At 36.0% G+C, this 20,559-nt stretch carries 17 protein-coding genes; 12 read left to right on the forward strand and 5 right to left on the reverse strand.

The features are described from left to right. Together PN471_RS04655 and PN471_RS04660 are read right to left on the reverse strand one after the other, a co-directional pair. Nucleotides 1–594 (reverse strand): EamA family transporter (locus tag PN471_RS04655; protein ID WP_442867130.1); only part of this gene is annotated, 594 nt, incomplete at its 3' end. 136 nt (nucleotides 595–730) lie between these two features. Continuing rightward, a complete protein-coding gene (locus tag PN471_RS04660) occupies nucleotides 731–1,180 on the reverse strand; it encodes a DUF4879 domain-containing protein (protein WP_271775850.1) in 450 nt (149 codons plus the stop codon). Nucleotides 1,181–1,328: 148 nt separating this feature from the next. Here PN471_RS04660 and PN471_RS04665 point away from each other — a divergent pair, with 148 nt between their 5' ends. Continuing rightward, nucleotides 1,329–6,077 (forward strand): NB-ARC domain-containing protein, encoded by a 4,749-nt coding sequence (locus PN471_RS04665; RefSeq protein WP_271775851.1) that lies wholly within the window; start codon nucleotides 1,329–1,331, stop codon nucleotides 6,075–6,077. Between the two features lie 16 nt (nucleotides 6,078–6,093). Here PN471_RS04665 and PN471_RS04670 read toward each other — a convergent pair whose 3' ends face one another. Further along, nucleotides 6,094–7,170, reverse strand: coding sequence for a helix-turn-helix domain-containing protein (locus PN471_RS04670; RefSeq protein WP_271775852.1), 1,077 nt, complete (start codon nucleotides 7,168–7,170; stop codon nucleotides 6,094–6,096). A 144-nt stretch (nucleotides 7,171–7,314) separates the two neighbouring features. Here PN471_RS04670 and PN471_RS04675 point away from each other — a divergent pair, with 144 nt between their 5' ends. The 6 genes from PN471_RS04675 to eno all read left to right on the forward strand — a co-directional run bounded on the left by PN471_RS04675 (nucleotide 7,315) and on the right by eno (nucleotide 14,639). Beyond that, on the forward strand, nucleotides 7,315–7,689 hold the full coding sequence (locus tag PN471_RS04675) for a hypothetical protein (RefSeq protein WP_271775853.1): 375 nt from the start codon (nucleotides 7,315–7,317) through the stop codon (nucleotides 7,687–7,689). Between the two features lie 294 nt (nucleotides 7,690–7,983). Then, nucleotides 7,984–8,085 carry an element excision factor XisH family protein gene (locus PN471_RS04680; RefSeq protein ID WP_271775854.1) on the forward strand — a complete coding sequence of 34 codons (102 nt, stop codon included), beginning with the start codon at nucleotides 7,984–7,986 and terminating at the stop codon, nucleotides 8,083–8,085. A gap of 501 nt (nucleotides 8,086–8,586) precedes the next feature. Then, a complete protein-coding gene (locus tag PN471_RS04685; RefSeq protein WP_271775855.1) occupies nucleotides 8,587–10,110 on the forward strand; it encodes an HlyD family efflux transporter periplasmic adaptor subunit in 1,524 nt (507 codons plus the stop codon). A gap of 193 nt (nucleotides 10,111–10,303) precedes the next feature. Then, complete coding sequence (locus PN471_RS04690; protein WP_271775856.1) at nucleotides 10,304–11,515, forward strand: ABC transporter permease; 1,212 nt, start codon at nucleotides 10,304–10,306, stop codon at nucleotides 11,513–11,515. 67 nt (nucleotides 11,516–11,582) lie between these two features. Continuing rightward, complete coding sequence (locus PN471_RS04695) at nucleotides 11,583–13,082, forward strand: TolC family protein (protein WP_271775857.1); 1,500 nt, start codon at nucleotides 11,583–11,585, stop codon at nucleotides 13,080–13,082. A gap of 267 nt (nucleotides 13,083–13,349) precedes the next feature. After that, the gene (gene eno, locus PN471_RS04700; protein WP_271775858.1) at nucleotides 13,350–14,639 is read left to right on the forward strand and encodes a phosphopyruvate hydratase; all 1,290 of its coding nucleotides are present in this window, start codon (nucleotides 13,350–13,352) and stop codon (nucleotides 14,637–14,639) included. 205 nt (nucleotides 14,640–14,844) lie between these two features. Here the strand turns inward: eno and argC are convergent, their stop codons facing one another. Continuing rightward, a complete protein-coding gene (gene argC / locus PN471_RS04705; RefSeq protein ID WP_271775859.1) occupies nucleotides 14,845–15,903 on the reverse strand; it encodes an N-acetyl-gamma-glutamyl-phosphate reductase in 1,059 nt (352 codons plus the stop codon). A 143-nt stretch (nucleotides 15,904–16,046) separates the two neighbouring features. Between argC and PN471_RS23410 the strand changes: the two genes are divergently transcribed. Further along, nucleotides 16,047–16,343: a ScaI family restriction endonuclease gene (locus PN471_RS23410; RefSeq protein WP_442867131.1), complete on the forward strand. Its 297-nt coding sequence runs from the start codon at nucleotides 16,047–16,049 to the stop codon at nucleotides 16,341–16,343. Here PN471_RS23410 and PN471_RS04710 read toward each other — a convergent pair. After that, nucleotides 16,272–16,871: a DNA-methyltransferase gene (locus PN471_RS04710; protein ID WP_271775860.1), complete on the reverse strand. Its 600-nt coding sequence runs from the start codon at nucleotides 16,869–16,871 to the stop codon at nucleotides 16,272–16,274. The genes PN471_RS23410 and PN471_RS04710 overlap by 72 nt on opposite strands. Before the next feature lie 173 nt (nucleotides 16,872–17,044). Between PN471_RS04710 and ribBA the strand changes: the two genes are divergently transcribed. The 4 genes from ribBA (at nucleotide 17,045) to PN471_RS04730 (ending at nucleotide 20,433) form a co-directional block, all read left to right on the forward strand. Further along, nucleotides 17,045–18,718, forward strand: coding sequence for a bifunctional 3,4-dihydroxy-2-butanone-4-phosphate synthase/GTP cyclohydrolase II (ribBA, locus tag PN471_RS04715; RefSeq protein WP_271775861.1), 1,674 nt, complete (start codon nucleotides 17,045–17,047; stop codon nucleotides 18,716–18,718). Between the two features lie 463 nt (nucleotides 18,719–19,181). Continuing rightward, nucleotides 19,182–19,394 (forward strand): hypothetical protein, encoded by a 213-nt coding sequence (locus tag PN471_RS04720; protein ID WP_271775862.1) that lies wholly within the window; start codon nucleotides 19,182–19,184, stop codon nucleotides 19,392–19,394. Further along, entirely contained in the window at nucleotides 19,339–20,139 is an 801-nt protein-coding gene (locus PN471_RS04725; protein ID WP_271775863.1) for a hypothetical protein, read from the forward strand. The genes PN471_RS04720 and PN471_RS04725 overlap by 56 nt, the downstream gene beginning before the upstream one ends. Nucleotides 20,140–20,211: 72 nt before the next feature. Next, entirely contained in the window at nucleotides 20,212–20,433 is a 222-nt protein-coding gene (locus tag PN471_RS04730; RefSeq protein ID WP_271775864.1) for a hypothetical protein, read from the forward strand. The last annotated feature ends 126 nt before the right edge of the window (nucleotides 20,434–20,559 follow it).

Here is a 20,559-nt window from a genome sequence, read left to right on the forward strand (position 1 = left end):
AATAGATTTTGATGACATTTTTGGTGATTTACTGTTTCTCAAATGCCTTTTTTCACTTTGTCTGTTTGTTTTGATGCTCCCTTCGATTTTCATCTCCGTAATTTCCCTCTGTAATATTTTGGGGTGCGGAATGTGGGATAATAAAGGGGCAAAATAGTTATTTTCTTTGGGTTTTAAATTTAAAAAATAAGCACCTAGACAAACTAAACTAATACCAATTATCTGGATATTATTCGGCAGTTCTCCCAGAGTAAAGGGAGAAGCTATCACTAAAAATAGAGGAGAAAACCCCATTAAAGGAACAGTTAATGATAGGTCTCCTAAGCGCAAAGCCCTCATATATAAAATGCCGCCAACTGTGGATAAAGTAGCATCTGCTAACAAAGCCCACCAAAAATCTTTACCAATATTAGGAATAGGTTGGGGAGATAATAATAACCAAGGGATATAAATAATCAGGGTAAAAGCTCTTAATCCCCAAGCAACTAAATATTCATCTAAAGGGCGATCGCTCTTATTTGTCACAACTTTACTAAAGACATCTCGCAGAGATTCAAAGGTAGCCGCCGCCAGTGAGAAGTATAGCCAAATCATAGAGTTTAAGAGATTAGTAAGATCCGAAAAATTTATATAAATTAGGTTGGGATTAAGAAAAAATATCATATTACCCAACCTACAAGATAGGCGATCGCTCTTAACCTACTAGGATTTGTCAGATAATAGTTTTATTTTACCTAATATTTAGAGCAGTTGAAAATGTGTTTCTAGGGGCATTTATTGAAGTGGCTTGAAAGGTAACTCTACCAGAGGAAAACGCGGTGGAAGATGTATAGCACCATTCTCTTTTCCAGCCCACAATAATTCTTCCGAATCCTGTAATAGCAGTAGACGACTTTTGTACCATTCTTTGACCATTGAATAGTACACTCTGACTTTGACCATAGCCCCTCTCTTCAGTTTGAACACATAAAGAACGTCCACCATGATCTTTGGATGTTGAAAAATTTCCTGACTGTATTAATTCCCAAGTTGGATTCTGAGACGAATTGACAGCAGTTATGGACACGCTAGATAATGGCGGGGCTGGTTGGGAGATCGCTTGTTTAATATCCACAAAGGAAATTCCTGCTATTCCCAAAATAGTTCCTAATACCAATACATTAGCCTGTTTAAAAAACATAGATTTCACCATGTCGAATGAACTATAAATAAGTATAAAGCTTCAAACCTTAACTCATGTTTGAGTAATGACTGTTTTATGATTCTTTTATGCTTAACTTCTGATAAAATATACAACCATCACCAATACATTGTTTTTCAGATATATCATGACCAAATCAGTAATTATTGATTTAGGACTAGGCAATTTACAGCAAGATACCCCTGTGAGGGTCAAGTTATGGTGGAACTCAGAGCAGAAAAGAGCAGATGAATATAATACAAATTTACCACCAGATACCATACTCTCTAGACTCTACAAAATTTGGCAAAAACTTTATGATATCCGCTATCAAACTGTCAGCAGTCGTTCATCTGTAACTTTATTGACAAAAAAGCCTACCCCAACTTATATCCGCAGATGTCCTCAATGGAATTTCGATGATTTGTGGCAAAATATAGATAATTTATCCAATGATTTAAACGATAATAACTTATTACAGCAATTAGATGATTTTATTAGTTTAGATGCAGGATTATTAGACCTATGTGAAAATATTAGTAGCAGTGATATCAATAAAAATTTAGGTTTGGCACAGCAGAAACTAGAAGAACGTTTTAATATTTGGCTGCAATATCAAGAATTTATTAATTGCCAGCATCAATGGGATAAAAATGAATTTTTAAATATTAATGATGAAATTTTTGTGATTTTCCAAATTCAAGATCATTTAATCCGCAAACTTCCTTGGCATCAGTGGAAGTTTTTTGATAAATATCCCTTAGCTACTCATGGTTTTGGATCTCTTTCTTATCAAGGTAGATTTGTTGGCTTAAAATCAAGTAATCAAGTACAAATTCTCGCTGTTTTATGTGATGATCAAGGCATTGACTTACAACAGGAACGCAGTATTTTTCAACAATTGGTTAATGATTTAGATGCTAAAATAGACTTTATGCCTTTTCCTTTTGACCGTAAACAGTTGGAAAAAAGGTTAGAAAAAGGCTGTGATATTTTATTTTTTGCTGGACACAGTAAAACTCAAGGTGAATCGGGACATATATATATTAATGACCAAGAAAGTGTTACCATCAATGATTTAAAAAATAGTTTTGAAGCAGCTATTGATCATGGATTGAGACTGGCAATTTTCAACTCTTGTGATGGACTGGGATTAGCAAATGACCTAGCAAAATTGAATATATCTCATGTTATCGTCATGAAAGAGCAAGTTTCCAATTTCATTGCTCAGGAATTTTTTCGTTATTTTTTAGAGTTTTTTGCTCAGGAAAAATATCCCATATTTTTAGCAGTTCAAGAAGCTAGAAATAAGTTAAAAAAACATGAGTTACAACATCCAGGAGCATCCTTTTTACCTGCGCTTTGTACAAATCCCGCAGTGGTAGAACCTCTTACCTGGGAAAACTTACGTGCTGTAAATACTAAAGGTTTTCATGCTGATTGGGGAAATGTACCTCCTGTAAACCATTTTTTTGGACGCACAGAGGAGTTACAAAAATTAAAACAATGGATAGTTAATGAACGTTGTCGAATTTTAGCTATTGTTGGTAGTGGAGGAATCGGTAAAACGGGACTTTCAGTGAAGTTAGGTCAGGGTGGGATAGGTAAAACAGATTTATCTGTAAAATTAGCAAGGGGTATGCAAGGTGAATTTGATTATATCATTTGGCGATCGCTCCTTAACGCCCCACCATTTACAGAAATAATCACTGATATCATCAAATTTCTTTCTCATCAACAAGAAACTAATTTACCAGAATCACCAAATACTCAAATAAATATCTTACTTGGATATTTAAAACAAAATAGATGTCTTTTAATTCTTGATAATATTGAATCAATTTTAGAAGATGGAAAATATCGACATGGCTATGGCGTTTATGGTGAAATGTTTCAACAAATTAGGCAAGAAAAACATCAAAGCTGTTTGCTGCTTACCAGTCGAGTTATACCACCAGAAATTGAATCAAAAAGATATAAAGATGGTTCTGTTCGTCTTTTAGAATTAACAGGTTTAAGAGAGACAGAAGCAGTCAAGAAAATTTTTCAACAAATCGGTGAATTTAGAGCTACAGATGAAACCTGGGAAAAACTAATTGAAGTTTATGGTGGTAATCCCCTATTTTTAGAATTGAGTGCGGGTTTTATTAAAGAACAATATCAAGGAAACATTGGTATTTTTCTAGAAAAAGAACAACATCTTTTAGAAAAAAGCATCGAAGATGATTTACTAAACTGGCATTTTCAGCGATTAAATAAATTAGAAAAGGAGATAATTTACTGGTTAGCAATTAATCGTGAAGCAGTTTCAGAATCAGAATTATTAGAAGATTTACTATCAATTTCTAAATTACAGCAAGTCAATAAGCATTTGCAATCTTTAAAAAAGAAAATCCCCCTAGAAAAAATAATAGAGGCTTCCACAGATAAACCTAAATTTACTCTGCAACCTGTGATCATTGAATATATAACTAAGCGATTAATCAATCAAATTGTAGGTGAAATTAGAGATAATCAAGTTGAATTATTTAATAGTCATGCCTTATTTAAAGCTCAAGGTAAAGAATATATCAAAGATATTCAAATTCGCTTGATTCTACAACCAATAATAGAGCAATTAATCCCCCAATCTGAATTTATAAATATTCAGCAAAGTTTCAAAAAAATTGCCAATAATATTTCCCAATCTTATTTAGGAATAATAGATCAAGTATGTAACAATATCAATGATTTACGGAATCAGATAAATTTGGAATATATGCTAATTCCGATTCTTGATGATTTACGCAAATCAGTAAAGAGAAAATCACATAAAAAATTAGGATATGCTGCTGGTAATATTTTCAATTTGCTGATTCAGGAACGGCTAGAAAAACAGCAAACTGTTTTAAGTGACCATGACTTTTCTCTTGTAGATATTTGGCAAGCTGACCTAAGTAGAATATTTACTCACAATGTTAATTTTACAAGAGCAAATTTTCAAAATTGTCTATTTACCGATATCTTTGGTGCTATCTTAAATGTGCAATTTAGTCCAGATGGCAAATTATTTGCAGGTGGTGATATCAAGGAACAAATTCGTATTTGGAGAATAGAAGATAATCAACTTATAAGTATATGTGATGGACATAATGACTATATTTTATCAATATCATTTAGCCCTGATAGCAAACTAATAGCCAGTAGCAGTATAGATAAAACAGTCAAAATATGGGAAGTCAATACAGGTCAATTATTAAAAACTTTCCCAGGACATACAGGTTGGGTAATTGCTGTTAAATTTAGTCCTGATGGTAAAAAAGTTGCCAGTTGTGGTGGTGATGGTGTCAAAATATGGAGCATTGAAGCAGGAGAATGCTTAAAAACCCTGCCACAACAGATAGACCAAGGTGTATTTCCCATTGATTTTAGTCCTGATGGTCAAGAACTTGCTAGTGGTAGTCAAGATGTAAAAATCTGGGATGTGGAAACTGGTGAATTATTGCATTCTTTACCAGGATTGGATACAGTAGCCAGTTCAGTTAGCTTTAGTCCTAATGGTAAATTTATTGCCAGTGCTATTGCTGGAGTAACTCATGAAGATAAAAGAGAAGTAGTAAAAATATGGGAATTTAAAGATGGAGAATGGCAGCATATTCAGACATTAACTGAGAATAAAGCTGTAGTTAGGTCTATTTCTTTTAGCCCAAACAGCCAAAAGCTTGCTTGTTGTGTATCCCGATATGATGATTCTCAAAAATATCATCCTATCAAAATTTACGATATTAAGACGTGGGAATTTAAAACTTTAGAAGCTCATACCTATTGGGTAATGTCAACTGCTTTTCATGCTGATAACCAAAGACTGGTTAGTAGTAGTGAAGACGAAACAATTAGATTATGGGACATTCATACAGGCAAATGTCTTAAAACTTTGTATGGTTATACTGATTGGCAGTTAGCAATTGCCTTTCATCCTAATGGTGAGATATTAGCTAGTGGAGATAATAATTCAACCGTAAGACTTTGGAATATTAAAACTGGTCAATGTGTGAAAACTCTACTAGGACATCAAAATACAATTTGGTCACTAGCTTTTAGTCCTGATGGTGAAAAATTAGCTAGTGGTAGTACAGACATAACTATCAAAATATGGGACGTAAAAACTGGTGAATGTTTAAAAACCCTATTTGGACAAGAAGAAAGAATTTGGTCATTAGCATTTAGTCCTGATGGTGAAAAACTAGCCAGTAGTAGTGTTACTCAAAAAGTTACGATCTGGGATCTTAAAACTGGTGAATATCAAATTCTCCAACAAAATGAAACTAACAGTGGAGGAACAAAGTCAATTGCTTATAGTCCCGATGGTCAACTTTTAGTCAGTGGTTCGGAAGATAGCAGAATCAGCATTTGGGATGGCAAGATTTATCAATCTCTACAAGTTTTAACGGGACATACTAATAGAGTAAATTCTGTTAAATTCATTAATAATCAAAAAATCATCAGTGGTAGTGAAGATCAAACAATTCGTTTATGGGATGTGAAAACTGGTCAATGTCTGCTAGTTTTCCAGGGACATACAGATAGAGTCACATCTATTGATTTTTATAATCAAATTCTGGTCAGTGCTAGTACAGATGGAACTATCAGACTTTGGGATATTAAAACTGGTGAGTGTAAACAAACTCTTTCAGGACATAAGAAAAGAATTGACTGTGTAGTTTTTTCTGCCGATGGTCAAACCGTAGCAAGTTGCAGTAGAGATGGTACAATTAGTTTGTGGGATGTGGAAACATATAATCGTCAAATTCTCCGCGTGCCTAGACCTTACGAGGGAATGAATATCACTGGAATTAAAGGTTTAACTGAACAACAAAAAGTCACACTCAAAATTTTGGGTGCTGTGGAAGATTATTGATGGATTGAGTAAGTAATTATAACACATAAAGACCTTTTTCAATAGTTTTTTCACCCAGCTTAACTTCAATACAAAAAGGAGATTTTGATTCAATGATAAAACTAGAGCGGAGAGTTTTTCTTCTTGCTAGTTTTTCATCTATTATTTCTCCTGAAGATTCATAAAAAACTAAAATTTTCAAGTTTTCAGGTAACTGAATTTGTTGATTCGTCGTTAGTATTTGTAAAGTTATGCTATGTAAACCTTTTTCTACTGTTTCATTGAGTTCTTCTTTTTTTATTATCAACAACAGAGATGTATTTATTTGAGTTAAATGGATAATTTTGCCAATTTCATTACGCTCATTTTCTTGACTTCTAACTTGAGATGATAGGGGGCGACTTCTTTCAATTGTTTGATTTATAAATTTTTTTGGATCATCCCAACCAGGGGGGAAATTGGGTTTATTAAATTTTCCAGATAAAGAAATTATATTATTGCGCTGATTATTATTAGGCTCATTTGCATCCAAAATCTGAATACTTTCAATAGGGAAACCATTTAATTCCGTGAGTATTTTTGATTGAATCAGATTTACTAATTCTTCAATATCTTTTTCAGAACCTTCTATAAACACCTTGATACTACCTCGTTTTAGGTCTTTAATTATAATTGTATGCCCTGGAAATTGTTGTAAAGCTGTGTCAACAAATTTGGATTTTTCAATAAATTCTATATCACCTTTTAAATAAATAACTGCTTTCACTATTTCAGTTTGACTATCTATAACAGTTATTTGACGATTAAGTGTTTGCATTGTTTTTTCCTCCTGATCAGTTACTGCAATGCAGCAAGAATCTGTTTGTGATGTTGCAATTGGTTTTTCTATTGGCAGACAATCTTCCCAGTTCAATCCTAACTCATCGCAAATTTGTTTATAATGATCAACTCGAATTGGGCTACCATTAAAAAATTTGCTGACAGTAGATCGAGATAGTTTAAGAAAATCAGCTAATACTTGTTGTGTATATCCTAACCTAAGTAAAGCTATTCGTGCCTTCTCTCTAACTTCAGCAGAGGCTGTCAATGAACTACGTCCATGTGTCTGTGTCATACAGAGGTTTTCAACTATTCAATCATAAGTTGAGTATAAAACAATCATGAAACAAACACAACTTAATCATTACTAAGACACGAGTTCAGATTTATGGCATTACAGTGAAACAAGTAAATAAAAATTATCCTCGAAGAAATTACCATGAACAAATTCCATAAATTGCTGATGGGTACAACAGCCATAGTTTCCATGTTTGGCTGGAATGTAAATATAGCTCAAGCGCAATCTAATTCTTCTCCCCCGTTAGTTTGTGATTGGGTACAAACCACTACTCCTGTTACAAATCGTGTTGTTTTTCAAAGTAATGGCATATTGAATATAGTGTACGGTTTAGGAAACATGGACATTTACAAATGGACTGCTCCTAATTCTTCATCAGGCACAGTTAGATTGACAAATGGTTATAAAATGGCCAATTTTTCTTACCAGCGTTCACTTCCAAATAGGAGTGAAAGTTATGCTTTGGATCGAAACCGCATTTTGTCATTCTTAGGCAAACAATATCGTTGCAAGTAAAAAAGCTCCAAATTAGTCGTAGTCGTAGGTTGGGTTGACGAAAGGAAACCCAACACGAAGTATTTTTCACTAGACAGATATTAACAAGGATATCACCATGAACAAGGTTCATAAATTGTTGATAACTACTAGCATTATAGTTTCTATATTTGGGTAAAATATTTACAGCACTCAAGCACAAAATACTCTGGAATTGATTAAAATCTCAGCTAATACAATAGATTCGATAAGAGATACCAATAATCTCAAATATATAAATTTAGAAATATCTGTCAGAATCAGGATATCCAGGATTTGAGGATTGTCAGGATTAATCCAGAACGTAAATTATATTTAGCCATTCCTGAAGCTGCTTATCAAGACTTTTTTCTAAAACCAGCTATTCAAGATATTTAAGGACCTAACCAAAATAATGTTTATTCTGTTTGGACTGGTAATACAAACTTCGCGGGAGGAAATGCCTCTACAAATGGTTTCTGGTGGAAGGGTAATGTAAGAGTCACAGTAACAAGACGATCTAGCACTTGGCCAGGGAACAAAACAAGAGTTTGCGTTGCTAATGTTCCTAAAGTACAGCTTAGTAATTGGTACACCATTAATTGCAACCCTTAAAGTACGTAAATAACTGTTCGATTTATACTAGAGGGATTGTTGTAGTGATCCTTGCTACGAAGCGGTCTTTTCTGACCGAAGTTGGGATGGTCTAAGTGACGGGACAGAATTAATTACACAACTGATTTTTCTGTTCCCTCTCTCAACAAGTGAATTTAATTTTGTCCGACTACTTACATTGAGCTAAGATGAAACAAGTAATAGGTTCACTATCTTTAAGTCTTTTAACATCTGTAATAGTTTTTAGCTACATACCTAAAGCACAAGCTAAATTTATAAGTAACAATGAAAAACTTTAAATTCAAGCCAGGATTTAAATTGTTAACCATATCGGCAAGTTTAACAAGTGTTACTCTTGGATGTTGGTTAATTTTTGCCATAGTTACCCAAAGTAAAACCCAAACCATACCTGTTCGCATGGTGACAGCTACTCAAGACAAAGTAGAAGATAAAATTACTGGTGAAAGTGGCATATTAAAATTAGATAATCAAAGAAATATCAAATCTCCAATCACAGGAACAGTAGAACAAGTATTAGTCAAAATTGGCGACAAAGTTAAAAAAGATCAAATTTTAATCCGTTTGCGAGATACAGAAACACAAATTAAATTACAAGAGTTTGCATCTGATTTAAAAGATAAAAATTTACAACTTGTTGATAAACAATCATCTTTCAAAAAAGCAGAAAGTAAATTGTTAGAAACTCAGCAAGAATACAGAAATATTCAAAGTACCTATAGAAATGATATTAACAGGAAAAAAGATGAGAAAATACGGGAAATTCAAAAACGTAGATTAGAAGTTACCAGAAAACAACAAGCATTAACTGGTAAAACAACTGATTTACAAGAAGCAAAGATTAAATTACAAGAAAATAAACAACTTTTCGCTAAGGGATTTATTTCGGAAACTGAATTAAAGGAGCAAGAAAAAAAAGTTACTCAAGCTGAAACAGAATTAAGTAATGCTAAAGATGAATTATCTTTAAGTAATTTAGATTTAGAACAGCAGAAATTAGAATTACAAAACTTTTGGCAAGATGTGAGAAATAATAAATCTGAACCTCAGCAAAAATTCAAAGAAGCTAAAACTAAAATTGACCAAGCGGTACAAGAATTAAACCAAGCTAAATTAGCACTCAATCAAATTATGAGAGAAATAGATAAACTCAAAATACAACGCCAAAAAATTGTTGAGGAATTGCGAAAAACAGTAATTACTGCTCCTATGGATGGTGTAGTTCTCAATTTACAAGCAAAATTAGGTGATGTAATTGAACCTAAAGGAGATGTTATAGTTATTGGTGATCCTACTCAACAAATTGTGGAATTGAAGTTATCTCCTTTGGATGCAACTAAGGTTAAAATTAGACAACAAGCTGAAATTAGTATTGTTGGTTTTCAATCACAAAAATTAACTGGTAAGGTTCAACAAATATCTTTATTAGCTGGAGATACCCAAAATAATAATCAAGGTACAGATAATGTCAAAATTACAGCGATTGTGCGTTTAGATCAAGTTAATAAAAATATTGTTCCGGGAACTCCAGTGACAGTTGCTTTAATTATCGCTCAACGTGATAATGTGACAGTTATTCCTAGTGAAGCTATTCAACAAAATGAATTAGAAACATTTGTGTGGATAAAAGATCAACAAGGTAAGGCTTTTAAAAGAATTATCAAAACTGGGTTACAAGGATTAGATAATATTGAAATTAAATCAGGGTTAAAACCAGGAGATGAAGTATTAATTCCCTCTTTAGAAAATCCTTTAAATGAGGGAGATCATGTTGTCATAAAAATGCAGTAATAATAAATATTGTAGGGGTTTAGTTAAACGGGCGGTTAGAAACCGCGTCTACACAGGCAAAACCCACCTGCGTGGGTTTCAAATCCTTGATTTTTCCTTAGTCCGCGCAGGCGGACTTTGTTTGTATAGCCGTGAATTCTATTCGCCAGGACTTAAGTTGACACCATTAAGCAATGCTAAACCCCTACCCATAATGAAAAATTTACTTAACATATTTACTCCCATGAACATCAATGATTTATTATCTTTAACATCTAGCTCTTTACGCAGTAATCCCTTGCGCTCATTTCTGAGTAGTTTAGGTGTATTTATGGGTGTATTTGCTGTGAGTGGAACATTACAAGTAAGCGATATCGGAAAAATATATTTAAAGACGCAATTACAAAAAATGGAATCTCCGCAAATTTCTATTCAAGCTCCCTATAACTCGGTTACGTCTCAACAAAAAAAATATCAAAGCGAAGATATAGCATGGTTAAAAACCAAATTATCTGGTTGGAAATATATCGCTCCTGTACAAAATGGTGGTAATGATGCTATTTTTTGGGGAATTCAAAAAATCAATGTGGAAAGTCAAGCAGTAACAGCAGATTTTTTACCTATGTCGGGAAGAAAATTAATTGCTGGGGAGTTTTTTACAGTTAATGATTTACAACAAACCCGCTCAGTTGTTGTTATAGATCAATTACTTGCTCAAAAACTATTTAAAGGTAAAAATCCGTTAAGAAAAATGATTACTTTTCAAAATAAGTCTTATTATATTCAAGGGTTTATCCAAACTAGAAACATTAATACTTGGGGTGATGAACAAGGATTGATATTAATTCCTTTATCTGTTTATCAATCTCTCAAATCAAGTCCTTTTTTTGATAAAATTACCATTACTCCTAAGAATCCAGAAAATATAGAACAAATCCAAAATCAAGCAACTAGCATTTTAAAGAAAAGATTTCCTAATGTAGATATTTACGCTTCTAGCAATGTTGACCAAGTGAAAGATTTAGAAAAGGTATTAAATGGTGTGACTATTATTATCTTAGTTATCGGGAGTATTTCTTTATTTGTGGGGGGTGTAGGAATTGCTAATATTACTATAGCGTCAGTTGTAGAACGAACTCCAGAAATTGGGTTAAGACGCGCTATTGGTGCTACACAAAAGAATATTTTAATTCAGTTTTTACTAGAAGCAACTTTTATTAGTATGACAGGAGGAATAATTGCAATAGCTACAGTACAAGGAATTACTATTATGACTGTAACTCTCTTGAATTTACCCTATCAATTTACTTATCAAACGCCTTTAGTTTCTCTGAGTTCTGCTATTATAGTGGGTATTGTTTCTAGTTTTTTACCTGCGCTGAGAGCTAGTAAATTAGATCCTGTTGAAGCTTTACGTTCCCAATAAGTAAAGTTGAGAATAATGTTAATGTTGGGTTTCCTTGCGTCAACCCAACCTACTCAATTTTTTGACTATGAATCGTTTTTTATTACCAATATCATCTTTGCTTGTGATTTTCCTATTTCCGGGTTTAGGAAAATGTCAAAATATACCTAATCCACCAAGTTTACCAAAATATAATTCTGATTTTCAATTACTATTGAATAACTCTAGTCAGGAGTTACCTTTAAAATTAGCTGATGCTGTTTATTTAGCCTTGCAAAATAATCGAGATTTAAAAATAGCGTACCTGCAACGTATTTTAGATCAAAAACAATTAGCTGAAACTGAATCTCAATTTAACCCAACATTTACACCACAGCTATCTTTAAATGTGACTAATAATCAAACTGGCAACAACACCAATAATAATACAACTGCGCTTTTGGGTGCTAATTTTAATTTAAAAATTCCTACAGGTGGTAATTTAAGTTTAACATGGCAAGGACAAAATCTTTTATCTCGTACTAGCTCATTAGATACTTCTTCAGATACAAATACTCTGAGTCAAAGTGTCAATCTTAATTTTAGTCAGCCTTTATTAAAGGGTTTTGGTAGACAATTAAATACTCTGAGTATTCAAAGAGCAAGATTGACAGAAAATACTAATATTTTGAATCTCAAAAATACTACTTCTCAAACAATTACTAATACTATAGTTAGTTATAGAAATTTATTATTAGCTCAAGAAAGATTGAAAATTGAACAATTATCTTTTGCTAATGCTAAAAAAGATTTAGAGAGATTACAAGCATTATTTGAATTTGGGAGGATTCCTAAAAATGATCTGGTTGAGCGTCAAGCTGATATTGCTCAACAAGAAGTAAATTTAGTGAATACACAATCAAGTTTAGAACAAGCAATTTCTGAATTAACTAAAATTATAGATTTACCCATAACAAAAAAACTAATTGCTATGGAAAAACCTGATCCTCCAACAAGTTTAAATTTACCAGTTTTTACAGAAATGCTAGAATTAGCTAAAGCGAATAATACTGGTTATCTTGCTGCTGTTAATGCTGTAGAAAATGCTAAATTTGGGATAACAGAGGCTAAAAATCAACAACAATTAGATTTAAAATTAAATCTGAGTTATGGGTTTAATAGTGCTTCCAATACTCAAGATACAAATAACTTGAGTTCATCTTTAGTCTTAAATCGGGAGTTTGGTAATCTCAGTCAAGATAATGCTGTAGTTAAAAGTGAGATTAGCTTACAAAATGCTAATTACACTCTAGCAAAAACTCAGGATAATTTGAATGAGGAGTTGAAAAATAAAACTCGTAATGTCAAAGATACTTTTAAGCAGATTGAATTAGCACAGCAAGCACGAAAGTTAGCGGGATCAAAAGTGATAAATGCTAAGGAAAGAATGAGATTAAGTAGTAATATTTCAATGACGGATATTATTAACTTTGAAAAAAGTTTAGTTGATGCTCAAAATCAAGAACTTAATGCTATCATTAATCATCTTAATAGTATCACTCAATTAGAACAGTTTTTGGGAATTACTCTGAGTAAATGGGTTAAATAATTTGATTATGTTGAAAATGGCAGTTTATGTATTCAAAACAAGTAAAGTATAAATAATCCTGTACATCCTTTAATCCTAAAAATCCTGATTCTGACAAATTCCGTGTTTCTTTCCATACTCAGGGATCATTACCACCCGTCGTGATTGGAAATCTTCTTTAATGTCAGGCGATTTTCCCCCAGAAACACATAAACTAACGATTGGGTTATTAGTAAACTGTAAAGGTTAAACCCTGACGACATCATCAAAATCAAGGACAAACCACGCATGACTAAATTTCTAGACACCGCTATTGAAGCCATTGTCTCCCGCGAAATCCTCGACTCACGGGGAAGACCTACACTAGAAGCGGAAGTACATTTAGCTGGTGGTGCAGTCGGACTCGCACAAGTTCCTAGCGGGGCTTCTACAGGCACATTTGAAGCCCATGAACTGCGGGATGGGGATAAAAGCCGTTATGGTGGTAAAGGAGTCCTCACAGCGGTAAAAAACGCCAATGAGATATTAGCACCCAAATTATTAGGGTTGGATGTCCTCAACCAAGAATTGTTAGACCGGACAATGATTGCTACAGATGGTTCAGCTAACAAATCTAACTTAGGTGCAAATGCCATTTTAGGTATTTCCTTAGCAGCAGCCAAAGCAGGTGCATCAGCTTTAGATATTCCCCTCTATCGCTATTTGGGTGGACCTTTGGCAAATTTACTGCCAGTACCCCTAATGAATGTGATCAACGGTGGGGCGCACGCTGCAAATAACGTTGATTTTCAAGAGTTTATGATTGTCCCCATCGGTGCGCCTTCTTTTAAAGAAGCTTTGCGTTGGGGTGCGGAAGTATTTGCCACTCTCAGCAAGGTGTTAGATGATAAAGGTTTGCTGACAGGTGTGGGTGATGAAGGTGGTTTTGCACCTAACCTAGAATCTAATCAAGTGGCTTTAGAATTGCTGGTAGCGGCGATTAAACAAGCTGGTTATAAACCCGGTGAAGAAGTAGCTTTGGCTTTAGATGTGGCTGCTAGTGAATTTTACAAAAATGGCCAATATGTTTATGATGGTAAACCCCATAGTCCTGTTGAGTTTATTGATTATTTAGGTCAGTTGGTTGACCAATATCCGATTGTATCTATTGAAGATGGTTTACATGAGGAAGATTGGCAAAGTTGGCAATTACTAACTCAGAAAATTGGCTCAAAAGTACAATTAGTGGGTGATGATTTATTTGTAACTAACGCTACCCGCTTACAAAAAGGCATTGAACAAAAAGCCGCTAACTCGATTTTGATTAAGTTAAATCAAATCGGTTCTCTAACTGAAACTTTGGAAACCATTGATTTAGCGACTCGCAACGGTTTCCGCTCAGTAATTAGCCATCGGTCTGGGGAAACAGAAGATACAACTATTGCTGATTTAGCTGTAGCTACTCGCGCTGGTCAAATTAAAACCGGTTCTCTGTGTCGCAGTGAACGGGTAGCCAAGTACAATCGCTTACTAAGGATTGAACATGAATTGGGCGATCGCGCCGTCTATGCTGGTACTGTTGGTTTAGGACCAAAATAGGTGACAGTTGACAGGTGACAGGTGACAGTAAAAAGAAGGTAAGCAAAGCGTCTTCTAATGGTCTGACATCAAAAGACCTAAGTTGACAGGTGACAGGTGACAGTAAAAAGAAGGTAAGAGGTGAAAGAAAGATCATATTTCTTGCCTGTTCCCTATTCCCTATTCCCTATTCTCTGTCACCTGTCACCTGTTCCCTGTAACCTAATTAAGGATAAAACCCAACTTTAGGTAATCCCAAAGTTTCATCCCAGCCTAGCATCAGGTTCATACATTGAATTGCTTGTCCGGCTTGACCTTTAATCAGGTTGTCAATGGCTGACATGACGATAACACGACCAGTGCGGGGATCAACCTCTATACCAATGTAACAATTGTTACTGCCACACGCCCATTTTGTTTGGGGATAAGTACCACTATTGCAGATTTTTACCCAAGGGGAATTACGGTAAAAGGCGTTATAGATGGTAATGAGGTCATCACGGACTAAACCGGGGTCACGCATATTGGCGTAGACAGTGGCTAAAATCCCCCGCACCATTGGAATGAGATGGGGTGTAAATTGGATTTTCACCTCATGTCCTGCCAAATCGCTACATATCTGCTCAATTTCTGGGGTGTGGCGGTGTCTACCGACGTTATAAGCACCCAGGGAGTTATCAGCTTCGGCTAACAACAGGTTAATTTTACCTTGTCTACCGCCCCCAGATGTTCCAGATTTGGCATCAATAATGGCTGTTTCAGGAACGATTAAACCTTGTTTGAGAAGTGGTGACAATGCCAGTAAACTAGCTGTAGGATAGCAACCGGGACAGCCAATCAGATTTGATTCGGCAATGCGATCGCGGTACAATTCCGGTAAACCATAAACCGCTGTCGCTGCTATAGTGCGATCGCTTCTTTCTGTACCATACCAATCTGTATAAGTTTTCAAATCACCAAAGCGATAATCAGCACTCAGATCCAGTACCTTACAACCTTTTTCTATAAGTTGAGGGGCAATTTCGCAAGCGAGTCCATTGGGTAAAGATAAAAATACCACTTCACAACGACTAGCAATAACTTCCGGTTCTACCGCCTCAATGGGCAAATTCACTATATTAGCGAAATGTGGGTACAGATCAGCAAAGGACTTACCCGCGCTGCTTTCACCACCTAAATAAACAATTTCCACTTCAGGATGATCCATCAGCAGTCGGACTAGCTGCACTCCGCCATACCCTGACGCGCCAACAATTCCAACTGGTACGCGTCTTAAATTTCCCATGATCTTAAATCCTTATCCACTTTTAGTTATCTATGTATCAGTCATCAGCCGTCAAGCTACTAGCTAATTACTGATGACTTTATTATTGAACTTTCGCTGCATTGTATAGCAAAGACCATCTTTTAGCGTACCTGTAATCACAAATATCTTCAGAACAAGATACTACAGAAAAAGATGTAGTTTATATCCCCGATGATAGTTTTTCTATTGAAATTAAAACATCTTCTAGTCCTCGTAATATTTTTGGTAATAGGAGTTATGCTCAAAAAAGCACTACTGGTAAAACCAAGAAAAGTAAATCAGGGTACTATCTTGTGATTAACTTTGAGAAGATTCAGAAGAAAATACAACCAATTGATAATCTATCATTAGTCAATCCCAAAATCAGACTTAGAAGTTACTTTTGGAAATTCCCAAACATCAGTGGGATTTTTACCTAAAGGATTAACTCTAATTTTTCCATTCTTTTTTTGATTGGGATATTTAACATTAGGATCACGAATATCATCAAGATTAAAAATATAAGCTTCTGAATTTTTCACATACCACAAAAATTTCTCATTTCTAGGTGAAAAGAACTTACTTCCCGCAACACCAGCACCATAATTCCAAACAATTTCCTGAATTAAATAAAAAGGAATTTTATCCCAAATCAAATAGGAAATAGGAATTGCTTTAGCACGATTTTCAATAGATAAATAACCTAAATTTAGCCAAAAAGCTCCATCACATAAAGTCAGACGATAAACTTCTGTTATCCATTTTTCACACCAATTTATATAATCGTCCAATGGTAATAAATTTTCATATTCCTTGCCAATATTATACGGCGGACTGGTGACAGTTAAATTAATTGATTCATCTGGTAAAATTGTCATTGCTTCTAAACAATCTAAATTGTAAATGAGACAATTAGACGCTTGAAAGTAGGGTTTGCCTAGTAATTTACTTATATCAGTCAAATTCATAGCTTAATACTCTACGTATATGGTATTCTTAACTTACTTGTAGTATGTATGAACTATTATATTGTCAAGCAACAGTATTAGTTATCTCACAAAACCTCTAATTCCCATAAACAAGCTACAATTTACAATAAGAAATTGTTAAAAAACTTTACGTTGATAGCTGGAAATTCTCTGTGTCACAGCCTAATATTGCCCAAACCTTTAAATTTGATTCTATTGATGCCGCTTTGGCCGATCTCAAAGCCGGTCGTGTCATTGTTGTCGTAGATGACGAAAATCGAGAAAATGAAGGCGATTTAATTTGCGCCGCCCAATTTGCCACCCCCGACATGATCAACTTCATGGCTGTAGAAGCCAGAGGGCTGATTTGTTTAGCAATGACAGGCGATCGCCTCGATGAACTAGACTTACCATTAATGGTCAGCACACTGACGGATACTAACCAAACCGCCTTTACAGTTAGTATTGATGCCGGACCCCATTTAGGCGTTAGCACCGGTATTTCCGCCGAAGACCGCGCCCGGACGATCCAAGTCGCCCTCAACCCAGGCACCAAACCGGAAGAATTACGCCGTCCAGGTCATATCTTTCCCCTGCGGGCTAGACCGGGAGGTGTACTCAAACGGGCGGGACATACAGAAGCCGCTGTAGACCTATCCCGACTAGCGGGACTGTATCCAGCCGGTGTAATTTGTGAAATTCAAAACCCCGATGGTTCAATGGCGCGATTAAATCAGTTAGTCGAATATGCCAAAAATCATCACCTAAAAATTATTAGCATTGCTGATTTAATCAGTTATCGTCTCCAAAACGATCGCCTGATATATCGAGAAATCGTTACCAAACTACCCAGCGAGTTCGGTCAATTTGATATTTACGGCTACCGTCACACCCTAGATAGGACAGAACACGTCGCCATTGTCAAGGGAGATCCAGCAAATTTCCGAGATGAAGCCGTAATGGTGCGAATGCACTCGGAATGTTTAACAGGAGATGCTTTAGGATCTTTGCGTTGCGACTGTCGGATGCAATTGCAAGCCGCATTAAAAATGATTGAGGATGCGGGTCAAGGTGTCGTTGTTTACCTGCGTCAAGAAGGACGGGGCATAGGCTTAGTTAATAAGCTGAAAGCCTATTCTTTACAAGATCTGGGCTTAGATACCGTCGAAGCCAATGAGCGTTTAGGGTTTCCCGCTGATTTGCGTGATTATGGCATGGGAGCGCAAATGCTCATGGATTTGGGCATCAAAAAAATCCGTCTTATTACCAATAATCCCCGAAAAATCGCTGGTGTCAAGGGTTATGGCTTAGAGGTAGTAGATCGTGTTCCCCTCTTAATTGAGTCTAATGATTTTAATTCCTATTACCTAGCTACCAAAGCCAAGAAATTGGGGCATATGCTGTTACAAACTTATCTGGTAACAGTAGCGATACATTGGCAAGATCAACCGGAATCCGTCACCGAACGCTATGAACGACTAGAGAAAATACGGCATTTATCAAAAAATCAGCATTTACTGTTACAGGAAGAAGCCCGTCCCTTGGGAATCGCTTTATTTGATCAACCATCTTTAACTGTGCATTTGGGTTTTGATCAAGCGAATATTGCTGAATCCAATTGGTATCAACAAACAGGTCATCCTTACCTGCAAGCAGTTTCCCAGATTTTAGATGAAATCGCCACTTTACCCTATATTCAGAAAATGGAATTTCTGATTGCGACGGGTAGCGATCCTTTGAGTAATTTGCAGGTACAATTAGACAGGCAAACTTTCTCCGATGGTGTCTTACCTTCATCTTTACAAGATAACTTGCACACACAGCACATTTACAGTTTTAGTAAGTAGGGGTTGCTGAATAAGTCTTCTAGTGAAGGAAGGTGACAGGTGCTAGGCCACGGGGACAGGTGCTAGTACCGCAAGGCGTTCGTCAAAAGTCAAAAGTCAAAAGTAATATGGCGTAAGCTTTTTAGCGATTGAGAATAGTTGTTTTATTTACGCCGTGCTGTACTAGTCTGCCCCTACCTTCTTCTTTCTTTTTTCTCCTTTCAAACGAACAGAGGAGCAAACCAATAATAAGATCGAAAAAGCTGATCAAGATTGGCAACTAATATGCAAACAACTTAATCTAGCAAGGATTGAATTAGAGCGAGTCAGGCAAGTATTAAACGCTGATGACACTCAGAAACAACAATGGGAAACTCGCCTAAAAGCGGTTATTGCTCAACTCACCCAAATTCAAACTGAAATTAATACCTTAAATACTGACTTCCTTAATGGAGTAAAAAGTACCCAACAAACTGCCCAAACGATGCCCCAAGTTGCCAAAGATAGCAAGGGTTTAGTTACTCAACGAGCAATCCTTGGTTTTGTCAATTCTGTTACTCGTCTTAATGCGATCAAAACTAGCGAAGGCAATGTCCAATTGAGTTACTTTGATAACCAAGGACGAATGCGACAAACCAACTATGATGCGCCGTTTCTTTGCTCATCCCTCACCCAATGGAGTCACATTACTCCCTGACAAGCGGGTTGAGGCTTTAGAATTGAAATGGATTGGTAACGCCCAGTTTGCGCCGACGTTGTCGGGCTACATCGAAGGACCACCTCCCGTTCCCAGTGAAAACTTGACCTTAGAAGACGATTACAACGGTGCGACATCCGTAGAATTAACTATGTCGGAAGATGTGGAATTTAACTGGACGCGATCGCAGGATTCTGGTTTGGGAGGAACTTTGGACACCTTTATCGGTGCAGGAGGTACAATGTCGTTTTTAACTGCACCAATGGGTGTTGGTACGTCAATTGACACCAGTACCAGGGTTGGTTTCAAAGGTAATTTTGACTTCAGCTACCAATTCCAAAATGAGAGTAGCATTACCTCTAGTTCCTCTTTAAGCATGACGGATAAACTAGAACTACGAGGAACACCAGAAGTTACTCCCAAATTCCCTCATCTAGGGACTCGTTTTGTTCCTAAAAACATCGGTTATGCCTTAGTCGTTTCGGCTCTGGCGGATGTTTTTGTGACTCGTCTGGCTCGCAGTGGTAAGATGATAGGCTATCAAATGCTGCCTGTGGATGGGATTCCCCCCGATGTCAACACCACCACCTTCTTAATGAATCCTGCCTACACCATGAATGGCAGCTTAGATGGGATGACAGGTAGCAGCGCTACGAGCGATCGCTTCTTTAAGCACGTTCCTGAAATGCGCTCTCAGTATGGCTCTCTCTATCCAGCTAGTTACTACCGTCTGCAAGAAGCCTAGGATCTGAAACGGCAAATTGAAGCGGAGGATAAACGCCGAGAATCCTATTTCTCTAACTTTAATGTGCGTTTAGTGGATGAAACCTCCTTAAACCGCAATATTGACAGTGGGGATGCCCCCTCAACGGTGGAAGTACAACGGGAAGAAAACAAACCGGGTACTCAGATGACAGATGAGGAAAAGAAAAAAGCCCAAGACGACAAAGCACAAAATTTTCAAGATAGTGCGGCTCAGTCTGCTGACAAGACGAGTGCGGCTACTAAACAGAAACAGGCCGAAATTACAGCAGTTTGAGATCAAACGCGGTACAAAGATGGTAAACTTTAAAGATGTAAAAAAAATAAAATAATTGAGATGTATGGCAGCAGCATATTCGATTGATATAAGACAGAAAATATTAAGTGCTTGGCAAAATAAAGA

Origin of the sequence: Aphanizomenon sp. CS-733/32, from assembly GCF_028330045.1 — a bacterium.
GTDB classification, from domain to species: Bacteria; Cyanobacteriota; Cyanobacteriia; order Cyanobacteriales; family Nostocaceae; genus Dolichospermum; species Dolichospermum gracile.